General features: G+C 64.9%; 12 protein-coding genes. 6 read left to right on the top strand and 6 right to left on the bottom strand.

The features are described 5' to 3' along the window. The first annotated feature begins 30 nt into the window (after nucleotides 1–30). Both ACSKB9_RS19855 and ACSKB9_RS19860 read left to right on the top strand, forming a co-directional pair. Complete coding sequence (locus tag ACSKB9_RS19855) at nucleotides 31–513, top strand: VOC family protein (RefSeq protein ID WP_438075145.1); 483 nt, start codon at nucleotides 31–33, stop codon at nucleotides 511–513. Between the two features lie 694 nt (nucleotides 514–1,207). After that, nucleotides 1,208–1,561: a hypothetical protein gene (locus tag ACSKB9_RS19860; protein WP_438075147.1), complete on the top strand. Its 354-nt coding sequence runs from the start codon at nucleotides 1,208–1,210 to the stop codon at nucleotides 1,559–1,561. A 35-nt stretch (nucleotides 1,562–1,596) separates the two neighbouring features. Here the strand turns inward: ACSKB9_RS19860 and ACSKB9_RS19865 are convergent, their stop codons facing one another. The 3 genes from ACSKB9_RS19865 to ACSKB9_RS19875 all read right to left on the bottom strand — a co-directional run bounded on the left by ACSKB9_RS19865 (nucleotide 1,597) and on the right by ACSKB9_RS19875 (nucleotide 4,885). After that, nucleotides 1,597–2,586 (bottom strand): Bug family tripartite tricarboxylate transporter substrate binding protein, encoded by a 990-nt coding sequence (locus ACSKB9_RS19865; protein ID WP_438075149.1) that lies wholly within the window; start codon nucleotides 2,584–2,586, stop codon nucleotides 1,597–1,599. A gap of 95 nt (nucleotides 2,587–2,681) precedes the next feature. Further along, the gene (locus ACSKB9_RS19870) at nucleotides 2,682–3,188 is read right to left on the bottom strand and encodes a hypothetical protein (protein ID WP_438075151.1); all 507 of its coding nucleotides are present in this window, start codon (nucleotides 3,186–3,188) and stop codon (nucleotides 2,682–2,684) included. A gap of 218 nt (nucleotides 3,189–3,406) precedes the next feature. Continuing rightward, complete coding sequence (locus tag ACSKB9_RS19875) at nucleotides 3,407–4,885, bottom strand: hypothetical protein (RefSeq protein WP_438075153.1); 1,479 nt, start codon at nucleotides 4,883–4,885, stop codon at nucleotides 3,407–3,409. Nucleotides 4,886–5,137: 252 nt separating this feature from the next. Here ACSKB9_RS19875 and ACSKB9_RS19880 point away from each other — a divergent pair, with 252 nt between their 5' ends. Further along, the gene (locus ACSKB9_RS19880) at nucleotides 5,138–5,455 is read left to right on the top strand and encodes an antibiotic biosynthesis monooxygenase family protein (RefSeq protein WP_438075155.1); all 318 of its coding nucleotides are present in this window, start codon (nucleotides 5,138–5,140) and stop codon (nucleotides 5,453–5,455) included. 41 nt (nucleotides 5,456–5,496) lie between these two features. Here the strand turns inward: ACSKB9_RS19880 and ACSKB9_RS19885 are convergent, their stop codons facing one another. Further along, on the bottom strand, nucleotides 5,497–6,684 hold the full coding sequence (locus ACSKB9_RS19885) for a DUF2125 domain-containing protein (protein WP_438075157.1): 1,188 nt from the start codon (nucleotides 6,682–6,684) through the stop codon (nucleotides 5,497–5,499). Nucleotides 6,685–6,837: 153 nt separating this feature from the next. Here ACSKB9_RS19885 and ACSKB9_RS19890 point away from each other — a divergent pair, with 153 nt between their 5' ends. Beyond that, complete coding sequence (locus tag ACSKB9_RS19890) at nucleotides 6,838–7,434, top strand: gamma-glutamylcyclotransferase (RefSeq protein WP_057017872.1); 597 nt, start codon at nucleotides 6,838–6,840, stop codon at nucleotides 7,432–7,434. 17 nt (nucleotides 7,435–7,451) lie between these two features. Here the strand turns inward: ACSKB9_RS19890 and ACSKB9_RS19895 are convergent, their stop codons facing one another. Further along, entirely contained in the window at nucleotides 7,452–7,685 is a 234-nt protein-coding gene (locus ACSKB9_RS19895; protein WP_438075159.1) for a hypothetical protein, read from the bottom strand. A gap of 64 nt (nucleotides 7,686–7,749) precedes the next feature. Between ACSKB9_RS19895 and ACSKB9_RS19900 the strand changes: the two genes are divergently transcribed. Continuing rightward, the gene (locus ACSKB9_RS19900; protein ID WP_438075161.1) at nucleotides 7,750–11,043 is read left to right on the top strand and encodes an efflux RND transporter permease subunit; all 3,294 of its coding nucleotides are present in this window, start codon (nucleotides 7,750–7,752) and stop codon (nucleotides 11,041–11,043) included. A gap of 152 nt (nucleotides 11,044–11,195) precedes the next feature. Here ACSKB9_RS19900 and ACSKB9_RS19905 read toward each other — a convergent pair whose 3' ends face one another. Next, nucleotides 11,196–11,849, bottom strand: a complete 654-nt coding sequence (locus ACSKB9_RS19905; RefSeq protein WP_438075163.1) for a hydrolase — start codon at nucleotides 11,847–11,849, stop codon at nucleotides 11,196–11,198. Between the two features lie 128 nt (nucleotides 11,850–11,977). Here ACSKB9_RS19905 and ACSKB9_RS19910 point away from each other — a divergent pair, with 128 nt between their 5' ends. Beyond that, nucleotides 11,978–12,859, top strand: coding sequence for a LysR substrate-binding domain-containing protein (locus tag ACSKB9_RS19910; RefSeq protein ID WP_438075165.1), 882 nt, complete (start codon nucleotides 11,978–11,980; stop codon nucleotides 12,857–12,859). Nucleotides 12,860–12,878 lie beyond the last annotated feature (19 nt).

The raw sequence follows: 12,878 nt of genomic DNA on the forward strand, positions 1-12,878 counted from the left end.
GGCGCGGCGCTGATGACAGGGAGCGATCAGATGATACTCAGTCCGGATCATGTGACTATCGCAGTGGCAGATGCCGGCCCGGCGATCGAATTCTTCGCACTGCTCGGCTTCAAGAAGACTCACGTCGCGACCATCGACGGCGGCGTTCCCGCCCGGTACATGGGCATGCCGGCCATGAGAGCGCAGCACATCACCCTCGCACTCGAAGGAGCGGATTTCGAAATCCAGCTGCTTCAGTTCGACCCGCCCCCGGGGACCGATCCGGGGGTGCACCCGACCAATCTGCGAAAGCTGGGCTTCAATCACCTCGCCTTCCGCGTCGACGACATCGAGGCGGCCACCGCGCACCTGGTGGCCAACGGTGTCACCATGCTGAGCGAGGAGATGGACTACATCAGCCGGAAGCTCCGGCTGTTCGAGGGCCGGAGGGCATCGCCTTCGAGTTGGTCCAGCGGGACGCCTGAGACTACGCTGGCCAGGGCCGTTTGCATTGCCCCAAGCAGCGCGGAATGATGTCGGCTTTTGACCCGAGCGGACCCGATCTCCGGCTAGCCCGGGCCAATATCCCGCCCCATTATCACGAGACCTCGGGCGCGCTATCATCCGGCCATTCTTTAGACAAGACTGAAGGGAGTGCTGGAGGCTGATCGCCCCTGACGGATAGCCGAGTCGGCACTCTTGGGTGACATTGGACGGAAAGGGAAACGTCAATGAACTCCACACCCACTCCGAACCCAGTTGGATCGAGCGATAGCCCGAGCGCGCGCGCCGACGAACGACTCGCGGAAGCCCAAAAGCAGATTGCGCGCGCCGATGAAGAACTCACGCGCTTGAGTGAACAGCTCGCGAGAATGGAGCGCGATGCCGCGTCCCACCCGTCGGCGCAGCCAAACCCGCCCTCGGTTGGACCCAACCCCGCTTCTTCCGGGCCCAGCCCTGCTTCTTCCCGACTTGCCTCGCAATCGCCGCCCGGAAGACCGGTATTCCGCGCCCTCACCGCCTTGTCGGTGGCAGCCTGTATCGTGGTCGCTGCCCTGGCTTTGCAGTCATCATATGGCGGGGAGGCCAAGCTGCTTGTCGCCCGTTGGGCGCCGCAGCTGGTTCAACTCCAGCATTGCCGCCGGATGATCCGCAGCCTCCGGCGCAGCCCACTCCACCTGCGGTTCAGGTCGCCGCGGCAGACGCCGCTCCGCCCCAAGCGACGCCGTTGCCTCAGACCGCACCACCGCAGGACGCCGCGCCGACGGCCAACACAGCCCTTCCCGATCAGACGCAGCTGCTGCAAACGATCGCACGCGACCTCGCAAATGTTCAGCGAAATATCGAGCAACTAAAGGCGAACCAGCAACAGATGGCCCGCGAGAGCTCCAAAGCCATTGAGGAACTCAAGGCGAGCCAGGAAGAAATGAAACGAGCGCTCGCGAAAGTTTCCGAGCCGAAGGCGTTACCGGCTCCGACGCAGCCGGCGCCGGCCGCGCGCAAGCCCGAGCGGACGTCTATCCCGCCCTACGCAAGAGCGCGGCCTCGTATCCCGAGGGAGTGGTTCTACGACGAATGGTGACCGTCGATCCAGCCATCCTTCAGTTCCGGATCGCTTCAAGCCGGCGGCAGGCCGAGTGACTGCGCGGCCTCCATCCAGACCGGCAATTCGCGCTGATACAGCGCATTGCTGTCCTTGAAGCCGATCGCGGGCTCCAGCACGAAGGTCGCGAGCACCTCCTTGACCTTCGGATCGTTATTGGCGGCGACGCAAATCTCCGACAGCCGATCGACGATCGGCTGCGGCGTCGCCTTCGGCAATGCCCAGCCCGAGAAGCCGCTCACGGTGAAGAACTTCGACGTCGCGCCCTGCTCGGGCAGCGTCGTGATCTCGGGGATCGCGTCGACCTTCTTCGAATGCACGGCGAACGCGACACCCCGGTTGCTCTGCAGGACGGTTTGCGCGGCGGTGTAGCTGCCCATCGCGACATCGAGCGTGCCTTCCGCGAGCCCGGTCCACATCGGTGCCTCGCCGCGATAGTGGATCGGCTCGATGGTGAGGCCATACTGCTTGTTAAGCTCGTTGATCGTCATGTGCGGCGCGGAGCCCGCGCTGTAGGTGCCGAAATTCACCTTGCCGCTGCTGCGCGCATAGGCGACGAATTCCGCCAGTGTCTTGACGCCCAATTTCGGGCTCGCGACCAGCAGCAGCCCGGCGCCCGGGATCACGCTGACCAGCGTCAGATCCTTGTCCATGTCGTAACCGGGGTTCTTCATCATCGCGCGGTTCATCACGTAAGTGGTCGAGATCGAGCACAAGATGGTGTGACCGTCAGGCGCGGCGCGCGCCACCTCGGCGGCGCCGATCGAGCCCGAGGCGCCCGCCTTGTTCTCGATGACGACGGTTTGCCCGACTTGCCTTGCGATGAATTCGCCGAAGGCGCGTGCCAAAAGATCGGTCTGCCCGCCGGCGGGGTAGCTGCAGATCATGCGGATTTGCCGCGAGGGCCAGGCGGCTTGCGCCGAGGCGCCGCGCGGCAGGAAGGGCATCGCAGCGGCAGCGGTTCCGGCAGCGATGACGTGACGGCGGGTGAATTTCGCTGGCATGAAGTCCCTCCCCGATTTTTTGGTGAGGGTATCGCATCGGCCGATCGCAGCTACGGGACAGATTGGCGCAGCGGGCCGCAGGTCTGCGACCGTGCTCACCGCCGCAGCCGTTGATCCCGGATCGGCCGCGTCGACATCGCGGCGGCGTTCGCCGGCCGCTGACGGCCGACGAGACCGGCGGTCGCCAGCATGATGCCGCCGCCGAACCACCAGGTGCCGATCACGAACTCCCAGGCGCGCGGCGGAATCTCGTCGAACACGATGCCGTAGACCGACACCAGCGCAGCCAACGCGGCGAGGAAGATGCCGCCCGCGCTCATCAGTTCGACGGCATCGATGCGACCCGTGCCGCGCATCGCGGGCTTGGGAATATCGATTCCGAGATAGAAGCCGGCGGCGCCGATCACGATCGTCGTTGCGATGAAGATCAGCGTGCCGAAGACAGCGACATGGCCCTTGGCGAGCTGGGCGGCGACGAAGGTGCCGGCCATGGCACCGGCCATCGCGAGGCCAGTTCGCTGCAGCACATGCGCGGCGCGGCTGACCATCATCAATTCGCGCGCGATCACGGCCCTCTGCTTCGGTCTGGTCACGATCCTCATCTGACCTCTCCTTCATCACTGGTGATGAATTTAGACTGAGACGGCACCGCGAACTCGATTCACCTCTCCCCACCGGGGAGAGGTGAACTGCCGTTGTCGCTCCAGCTCAACCTGATCTCGTCGCGCCCTAGAACGGGTAGTAGCGGATCTGGGTCATGACGATGTGGTCGTCGGTCTTCGGCGCGCCGCCGACACCCTGGAAGGCGAAGCGCTGGGTGTCAGGAATATTGCGCGCCGGCCTTGATGGTGCCGTAGGAGCCCTTGAAGATCGTGTCGTAGAAGCCCGCGGTGTACTGCCTCACCTCCGAAGTGTTGCCGTTGCAGGTCGCGGCCGGCGAGTTCTCGATGTTGCAGCCGAGGTTGTTGTAGAGCGGATTGCCGTAGCCGAACGGCACCGTGCCGACATTGGAGAAGGTCGCCTTGGTCTTTTCGAGCCCGGCATAGGCGTAGAGATCGAGCGACGGCGTCGTGTGCCAGACCGAGCCGACCAGGAAAGCCGTGATCGGCAGCGGCTGGATCGAGCCGTCCTGGCGCACGGTTGCATCCGGGAATGGCGTTGCGGTGAAGCGGCCCAGCGCACCGTAGGAGGCGGAGGCCTGCACCTCGAGCAGCTTCGGCACGATCTCGGCCGAGAGGTGGCCGCCGAAGCTGACCGTGTTGACGTCGTGATTGGCGAAGTTGAAGCGATCATAGAAGTCGCGGTAGAGCGCCCACGCCTCGACATGCAGCTTGTAGTGCCCGAGCCGCGGATCCCACGCGCCCTTCACGGTGAAATCCGGAACGTGGTTGAGGCTGACATTGTTCAGGCTGTTGAAGAAGCTGCCGCCCGGACCGGTGAGATTGACCAGCAGATTCGGATTGAGCACGCCCTGCGGGCCAACCGCCGGCGTGCCGACCAGCGGGTTGTTGCCGCCGAAAAAGGATGTCTGCGGATTCTCCGCCGAGACCGCGAGCTTGAACTCCGGCCCGATATCCTGCCAGACCCGGACGCCGGGTTGGCGCGCGCCGAGAAAGCCCGGCACCAGCTCGAAATCGATCACGCCCGGCGTATCGGCCCCTCGCGGATCGATGCCGGCCTTGCTCGGCGTGTTCAGCGACCATGATTGGCCGGCCAGGACATGCAGGCCGAGATCGCTGCGGTCGATCTCGATGCTGGCCTGCCGCAGCCGCGGATTGAACGAATTGGTCGCGACCGAATTGGCGGTCTGCGCCGCGCCCTCGAAATCGAGCTCGCCATAGCCGGCGACGTGGATGTTCTCCGTGGCGTTGGCTTCGGCGAGCACCGAGAAGCGGGTCTGGCGCGCGGTGAAGCGTGACTCGCCGGTGTTGTAGTTCTTGCTCTGCGGGAACGGGATGAAGTTGTAGACCGAGCCCGAATCGGAGGCGAGGTTGCGGCTGCGATAGATGCCGGTGAGATCGACCCAGCCGCCGAAGGTGAAGGTGACGCCCTTGTAGCAGAGCTTGCCCGATGCGCAGGGATCGAACGGCACCGGCGCCTTGGCCGTCATCTGCGCGTTCTGAATTGCATTCTGTCTTGCGGCCAGCGCCTCCTCCTTGCGCGCCTGCGTCTCCATTTTCTGCTCGAGCTGCTTGAGCCGAGCCTTCAGCGCACGCAGCTCGGACGCATCGTCCTCCGCCAACGCCGGACCTGCCGACAGCAGCATGCTGCCGAGCAGAATTCCCCCGAGAATTCGCATCGCTTCTCCTCCACACGAGGTTGTTTCCTCAGGCGAAAGAGAGCGGTACTCGGGGAGTGATATTCGCGCCGGGGCGCATTATTCCGGTCACGTTTTTCTCATCGCGGCGGCGGGAATAGATTGCCGCAACGGACGATATCGCGCGAGGAACGCCCTGGGTGGAGGCGTAACAACACCGGCCGCGATTTCGAATTGTGTTCGGGCGATGGTTTTCAACCTGCCACGGACATTGGATCGACGGAGGACTGCAACATGATCGGTGAAGTCATTGTCGTTGCTGACTTGAAGCTACGGGAGAACGCCCCGCTCGACGAATACAACCGGCTCGGCGAACGCATGTACGACATTGTCAGCCGCCTTCCGGGATTCCTGACGGTGAAATCATTCAGGGCGGCGGATGGCGAGGAGCTCACCCTGTTTCGCTTTGCTTCGGAGGAGGCGCTCGAAGCCTGGCGCAATCATCCCGATCATGTTGAAACCATGAGGCGAGGACATGCCGAGTTCTACGCCAGCGGCTTCCTGCAGATCTGCAAGGTGATCCGCGAGATCGGCCCGTTTGAGCACGCCTGACAGTGCGTGGGCGAGCTCGCGCCAGCGCAATCCGCCGCGGCTCAGAACAGCGGCGGAATCTGCGCGACTTTCAGCGGCCCCAAGAACACCGCGCCGTCGGCGAAGCGCAGCGGGAAGCTGCGCGCCTTCTTGCCTTCGAGGGTAGCCTCGGTGCCGAGCGAATTGACGCCGGCGGAAATGCCGGCATTGGCGTTCTGCTTGATCACCTTGCCGAGGCCGGGGATGGCGCGATCCAGCGCGCCAAAGAGATTGCTGAGGTCCTGGCTCTTCACGCCGGGCGCGACGCGATCAAGCGTTGCCTGCGGCACGCCCTCCTCCAGCATCTTGTCGATGCCGAGCGCGGGGATGACGCGCTCGAGGCCGGCGACCGTCATCTGTAATTCGCCCTCGATGCGCCCTTGCGCGTTGAGGCGCAGCGTGCCGGCCGCGACCGACAGCACATCGCCCTGCTCGATCCGCGACTGCTGGATCTCGACGCTGCCGCCGGCGGCCTGGATCTCGCGGAAGCGATCGGGCCAGGGTTTCGGCGAGAAATCCTTCAGGCCATTGAGCCGCGCATGGATGTCGGCGTTGAACGGCTGGGCGAGCAGCGGATGCACCTCCTGCAAGGTGCCGCCGGCAATCTGCAGCACGGCCTCGATCGCCGGACTGTCCGGCGCCGAGCCGTCGACCTGCCTGCCGTGCAGCTCGATGTGATTGACCCGCGCCAGCGGCGCCGGCGCCGCGCCGCCGGTGCGGTCGATGGCGAGATCGTCGAACACCAGCGAGGCGCGCTGCGGCGGCGCCGGCAGGCCGACCACGCTGCTGCGTGCCTTGCTCCAGCTCACCGACAGCGTCGGCTGCGCGCCGCGCTCGGCGATCGTGGCCGGGCCCTTGAATTCGGCGATCACGAGCTTGGGATCGTAGATCTGCGCCACGACCAGGATCTCGGCGAGCCGCGCCACGAACGCCATCTGCGGCGCGGCGGTCTGCGAGACCAGCATCACGCTCGGATCGGTGCAGCGGACCTCGAACCGGAACGGGTAGCCCGCCACCGAACGGTCGCCGCAATCATAGACCCGGCCGGCCTTCGCCTCCTGCGCGCGCCAGGCATCGGCCTGCACGCCGACCTGCGAGGCGGCGAAGAACCAGAAGCCGCTCCACGCAACCGCGGCGATCAGGACCGCGACGGGGACGACATAAAGGCCGAAGCGCGAGCGGCGGCGGGGGGCGGAGGTCTGATCCGACATGCAGGTCCTTTGGCGGGCGAATTTGTCAAAATCTAAGCGGCCGCGAGCCTTGAACAAGCCCCGAGCAACCCTTGAGCGAGCCTTCAGCAAGCCTTGGAAACATCACGGAATCCGCTTCGCTTCGACGGCCCGTTCTGCTAGCCCATCAGCGCGATGTCAGCAAATCCTCCCCATTCCGAAACCGACGGCGACCTCTGGGTGTTCGGCTATGGCTCACTGATGTGGAAGCCGGGCTTCGAGTTCCTGGAACAGGTGCCGGCGAGGCTGATCGGCGAGCACCGCGCGCTCTGCGTCTATTCGTTCGACCACCGCGGCACGCCGGAGAAGCCGGGCCTGGTGCTCGGGCTCGACCGCGGCGGCGCCTGCCGCGGCATCGCATTCCGCGTCGCCGCCCGCCTGCGCCACGACACCATCGCCTATTTGCGCGGACGCGAACAGACCACCAACGTCTATCGCGAGGTGATGCGCTCGGTGTGGCTGGAGAATGCGGCGCGCGAGCGCGTCAGCGCGCTGGCCTATGTGGTCGATCGCGGTCATGTGCAATATGCCGGGCGGCTGTCGCTCGCCGAGCAGCAGCGCCTGGTGCTGCAGGGCCACGGCCGCTCCGGCAACAACCGCGACTATGTGCTCTCGACAGTGGCCTCGATCGAGAAGCAGGGCTTTCGCGACACGCAGCTGCACCAGCTAGCGACGATGCTGCATGATGCCCACGCGGCGCGTCACCCGCTGCAGGATGCCCGGGATGCGTAAGGCTGCGTCGCGAGGCTCTACTTAGTTCGCTTGGCCAGCCGTCGTTTAACGACCTCGCCGAGCGGACTATCCGGCGACTTGCGGAATGCCTTGAGCTTCTTCATTTGGCCTTTGCGCAGTGCTTGCGACTGCGCTTCGCCACGATCATCGATCAGCCTTTGTAAACGGGTTGTTGCCAGATCCTCGTTTTTCGGCGTGCGCCGCGTGCATCCGGCAAATCGCGGCGGCGGTATGGCGCCGCCCTGTGACATTTAGGCTTTTGCATCCCGGCGCGGACGGATAGAAGCTGATCCGCAAACAGCGCTCGCAAATTCGATGAACCTCTCCGCCCCCTTTGTCCGACGGCCGGTCGGCACCACGCTGCTGTCGCTTGGACTGGTGGTGGCGGGCATCATTGCGTTCTTCAAGCTGCCGGTGTCGCCGCTGCCCGACGTCGACATCCCGACCATCATGGTGCAGGCGACCCTGCCCGGCGCCAGCCCGGCCGACGTCGCCTCCACGGTGGCAAGCCCGCTCGAGCGCCACCTCGGCCAGATCGCCAGCGTCACCGAAATGACGTCGGTGTCCTCGCTCGGCTCCGCCCGCATCACGCTGCAGTTCGACATCGACCGCGACATCAACGGCGCCGCACGGGACGTGCAGGCGGCGATCAACGCGGCGCGCGCCGACCTGCCGACCAACCTGCGCGCCAATCCGACCTACCGCAAGTTCAACCCGGCCTCGGCGCCGATCCTGATCTACACCTTGACCTCGGACACGTTGACGCCGGCCGAGCTCTATGACGCCGCCTCCACCGTGCTGGCGCAGAAGCTGTCGCAGGTCGAAGGCGTCGGCGAAGTCTCGGTCGGCGGCGGCTCGCTGCCGGCGGTGCGCGTCGAGCTGATCCCGCCGGCGCTGTACAAATACGGCATCGGGCTCGAGGACGTCCGCGCCGCGCTCTCGAGCGCCAATGCGCACAGCCCGAAGGGCGGCATCGACGTCGGCAACCAGCGCTACCAGATCTACGCCAACGACCAGGCCCGCAAGGCGGCCGACTACAGGCCGCTGGTCGTCGCCTACCGCAACGGCGCGGCGGTGCGCCTGACCGATGTCGGCGACGTGATCGATTCCGTCGAGAATGTGCGCACGCTCGGCCTTTCCAACGGCAAGCCGGCCGTCGTGATGATCGTGTACCGGCAGCCGGGCGCCAACATCATCAAGATGGTCGACACCGTGAAAGGGCTGATGCCGCAGCTGAAGGCCTCGGTCTCGCCTGCGGTTGACATCACCCTCGCGATGGACCGCTCGAAGACAATCCGGGCCTCGCTGCACGACGTCGAGATCACGCTGTTGATCGCGGTGGCCCTGGTGATCCTGGTGGTGTTCGCCTTCCTGCGCAATGCGCGGGCCACGCTGGTCCCGGTGGTGGCGGTCGGCGTGTCGCTGATCGCGACCTTCGCCGTGATGTATTTGCTCGGCTATACGCTCGATATCTTCTCGCTGATGGCACTGACGGTGGCGACCGGCTTCGTGGTCGACGACGCCATCGTGGTGCTGGAGAACATCACCCGCCACATGGACGCCGGGCTGTCGCGGCTCGAGGCGACGCTGGTCGGCACCCGCGAGGTCGGCTTCACGGTGCTGTCGATGAGCGTGTCGCTGATCGCGGTGTTCGTGCCGATCCTGCTGATGGGCGGCCTGGTCGGCCGCCTGTTCCGCGAATTCGCCATGACCATCACGATCGCGATCGTGATCTCGCTGGTGGTCTCGCTGACCACGACGCCGATGATGTGCGCGGTACTGCTGCGCAAGGAGGAGGGCCGGCCGCACGGCCGGATCTACCGGATCAGCGAACGCATCTTCGAGCTGATGCTGAACGGCTACCGCGCGACGCTCGGCCTCGCGCTGCGCCATCCGCTCCTGGTGATGCTGATCCTCTGCTCGACGCTCTATTTGAACTTCCATCTCTACAAGGTGGTGCCCAAGGGCTTCGTGCCGCAGCAGGACACCGGATTGCTGGTCGGCTCGATCCAGGCCGACCAGAGCACCTCGTTCCAGCTGATGCAGCAGAAGCTGACCCAGTTCATCGACATCGTGAAATCAGATCCGGCGGTCGACACCGCGGTCGGCTTCACCGGCGGCGGCGGCGTGGGTCCCGGCGGCACCAACACCGGCACCGTGTTCGCCTCGCTGAAGCCGATGGACGAGCGCCGGCTGCGCGCCGACAAGGTGATCGAGCGGCTGCGCGAGCCATTGGCAAGCGTCGCGGGCGCCACGCTGTTCCTGCAATCGATCGGCGACCTCGGCGCCGGCGGACGCTCGGGCAATGCGGCGTATCAGTACACGCTGAAGGGCTCGACCTTCGAGGAGCTGAACGAGTGGACGCCGAAGCTCGTCGCGGCATTGCAGAAGGAGCCGACGCTCGCCGACGTCAACAGCGACCAGCAGAACAAGGCGCTGCAAGCCAATCTGATCATCGATCGCGACGCCGCCTCCCGGCTCGGGATCACCGTCAGCCAGCTCGACAACACGCTCTATGACGCGTTCGGGCAGCGCCAAGTCTCGACCATTTTCGTCGCGCGCAACCAGTATCATGTCATCATGGAGGTCGCGCCGCGTTTCTCGCAGGACCCGCAGACCCTCAAGGAGGTCTATATCTCGACCTCGGGCGGCTCGGCGAGCGGCACGCAGAGCACCAATGCCGTGGCCGGCACGGTGGCCTCGTCCTCGCAAAAAAGCTCGGTCAGCGCGGTCGCCGCCAATGTGGTGCGCAACCAGGCCACCAATTCGATCGGCGCCACCGGCAAGGGCGTCGCATCGACCGGTACCGCGGTCTCCACCAGCGCGGAGACCATGATCCCGCTGTCGAGCGTCGCGCGCTTCGAGCATGGCGAGACGCCGCTTTCCGTCAACCACCAGGATCTCCTGGTCTCGAGCACCATCTCGTTCAACCTGCCGCCGGGCGTCTCGCTGAGCACGGCGACCACCACAATCGAGAACGCGATGCACGCGCTCGGCATGCCCGCGGGCATTTCCGGCGGGTTTGCGGGCTCCGCGAAAATCTTCCAGCAGGCGCTGGCGAACGAGCTGTTCCTGATCCTCGCCGCGCTGGCGACGATCTACATCTCGCTCGGCATGCTCTACGAGAGCTACATCCACCCGCTGACCATCCTCTCCACTTTGCCCTCGGCCGGCGTCGGCGCGGTGGCGGCCTTGATGCTGTCGCACACCGATTTCGACATCATCGGCATGATCGGGGTGATCCTCTTGGTCGGCATCGTGAAGAAGAACGCGATCATGATGATCGACTTCGCGCTCGATGCCGAGCGCCAGCGCGGGCTGTCGTCGCGCGATGCGATCTACGAGGCCTGCCTGATGCGCTTCCGGCCGATCATGATGACGACGCTGGCTGCCCTGTTCGGCGCGGTGCCGCTGATGATCGGCCTCGGCGAAGGCAGCGAGCTGCGCCAGCCGCTCGGCATCGCGATCTTCGGCGGGCTGATCCTGAGCCAGATCCTGACCCTCTACACGACGCCGGTGGTCTATCTCTATCTCGACCGCGCCAGGCTCTGGACCCAGCGCCGCCGCGCCGCGCGCCGCGCACGCCGGGCCGCAGCACGCGCGTCCTGACCAGGCGACGAAAACACCGCAATCGAGCCCACGGCTCGGGCCTGGCCCGCTTTCCAGGCATGGACGACTCTCATAGGGAGGGAAATGACGAGGCTCGACAAACGGCCAGCTCTCGCGGCACATCGCTCGTGGTCCTCGTCATCCCGATTAGATCAGTCTCGGGTGCTCGGCACGGGCGTGTTGAGCAACTGTTGCTCCCACAGAAACGCGATGCCGCTTCCGCCGGCATGCTGCGTGACCACCTCAGTCAGTTTGGCGGCCTGTTCGGTCCGGGCCCAGTCGCGCTGCCATTCGGCCGCCACCGCGAGCCAGGTCATCATGTTAGCGCCAGCCGCGATCATGCGCTGGATGGCGACCTCGTGCGCCTCGACCGACACGGCGCCCGACGCGTCGGTGACCACCGTCACGTCCCAGCCTTCACCGAGTGCCTGGATCGCCGGCATCGCGACACACACCTCGGTCCATAGGCCCGCGATGACAAGCTGCTTGCGGCCGGTAGCCTTGACCGCATCCACCACCTTCCGGTCCTGCCAGGTGTTGATGAACGTACGGTCGATCACCTCCTGGCCGGGAAACACATCGGTAATTTGGGGGAAGAGCAGTCCGCCTCGTTCCGCTACCACGCTCGTCAGGATCGTGGGGACATTGAAGGCCTTGGCGGCCTTCGCCAAGCCCGCCGTATTGTTGATCACCATCTGCGGTTCGTGGCTGTTCACGTTCGCAAGCTGGTAGGGCTGATGGTCGATCAGAACGAGCACCAATTCTTCAGGACGAAGAAGCGAAGCAAGCCCATTACGAAAGCTCATGAATGCATCCTCTGTTGTGGCGAGACACGCGCCGCCTGCGGCGCCGTGCCCGGACACTTGTCATTCCCTTTTGTGATACGATAGCGCCCTATTCTGCCAAGCTGTGTCGCAAAACGGGGAACGCTGAGTTGGACATCGAAGACGTGATTGCATTCGTCGAAGTTGCCGATGCTGGTGGCGTCTCGGCCGCCGCGCGACGGCTCGGCGTTTCGAAGTCGATCGTCAGCCGGCGGCTGATCCGGCTTGAGGTGGAACTAGGCGTCCAACTCCTTGCAAGAACCACCCGTGGCGCTGCTCTCACAGAAGCCGGGAACACATTTCGAGATCATGCAGCCAGAGTCCGCGCCGAAATCGATGCGGCCAAGGAAACAATCCTGCCTGCCGGAGAACTAAGTGGCCGCTTGCGAATTGCTGTGCCGCTTTCTTTCGGACCTACCCACTTCGCCCCCATACTCGCGGAAATGGCGCGACGCTATCCGCAGCTTCACATCTACACCGCCTACAGCGATCGCTTCGTCGATCTTATTGCCGAGGGATTTGATTGCGCTATCCGGGTTGGTTATCTCGAGGACTCCGACCTGATCGCGAAGCGCGTCGGGCCGATCTACGGGAAGCTTGTCGCGAGCCCGGACTATATTGAGGCGCACGGTGCCCCCGAGACGCTGGACGAACTCATCGCCCATGAAGCGCTGATGCAGGGCACCGAAACCTGGCAACTCATGGATGGCGACGAAATCGTCACGGTCCATCCGCGGGGACGCTTCAAGGCCGACAACGGCACAGCTCTCGCCGTTGCCGCGGCAGCGGGGCTCGGCGTCGCCTGGCTCCCCGATTGCGTCATCCATCAATACTTGGCATCCGGAGCGCTGGTTCCGGTGATGACACGCCATCCGCCACCTTCGGCGGGTGCATACGTCGTTCGCCCGCCGGGCCAACACCCCTCACGGAAGGTACGTGCCCTCACTGAATTGTTGATCGAGCGTCTCGAAGAAAATCCGCCCCTTGCGTGAGCCGCCCCTGTCCGAATGA

Origin of the sequence: Bradyrhizobium sp. BR 1433, assembly GCF_051547665.1 — a bacterium.
GTDB classification, from domain to species: Bacteria; Pseudomonadota; Alphaproteobacteria; order Rhizobiales; family Xanthobacteraceae; genus Bradyrhizobium; species Bradyrhizobium australafricanum.

Excerpts from the sequence above, each read along its gene's own strand:
- ACSKB9_RS19870 (WP_438075151.1), bottom strand. The coding sequence starts at position 3,188 with ATGAGGATCGTGACCAGACCGAAGCAGAGGGCCGTGATCGCGCGCGAA.
- ACSKB9_RS19905 (WP_438075163.1), bottom strand. The coding sequence starts at position 11,849 with ATGAGCTTTCGTAATGGGCTTGCTTCGCTTCTTCGTCCTGAAGAATTG.
- ACSKB9_RS19875 (WP_438075153.1), bottom strand. The coding sequence starts at position 4,885 with ATGCGAATTCTCGGGGGAATTCTGCTCGGCAGCATGCTGCTGTCGGCA.
- ACSKB9_RS19890 (WP_057017872.1), top strand. The coding sequence starts at position 6,838 with ATGTCAGCAAATCCTCCCCATTCCGAAACCGACGGCGACCTCTGGGTG.
- ACSKB9_RS19900 (WP_438075161.1), top strand. The coding sequence starts at position 7,750 with ATGAACCTCTCCGCCCCCTTTGTCCGACGGCCGGTCGGCACCACGCTG.
- ACSKB9_RS19880 (WP_438075155.1), top strand. The coding sequence starts at position 5,138 with ATGATCGGTGAAGTCATTGTCGTTGCTGACTTGAAGCTACGGGAGAAC.
- ACSKB9_RS19865 (WP_438075149.1), bottom strand. The coding sequence starts at position 2,586 with ATGCCAGCGAAATTCACCCGCCGTCACGTCATCGCTGCCGGAACCGCT.
- ACSKB9_RS19885 (WP_438075157.1), bottom strand. The coding sequence starts at position 6,684 with ATGTCGGATCAGACCTCCGCCCCCCGCCGCCGCTCGCGCTTCGGCCTT.
- ACSKB9_RS19855 (WP_438075145.1), top strand. The coding sequence starts at position 31 with ATGATACTCAGTCCGGATCATGTGACTATCGCAGTGGCAGATGCCGGC.
- ACSKB9_RS19895 (WP_438075159.1), bottom strand. The coding sequence starts at position 7,685 with ATGTCACAGGGCGGCGCCATACCGCCGCCGCGATTTGCCGGATGCACG.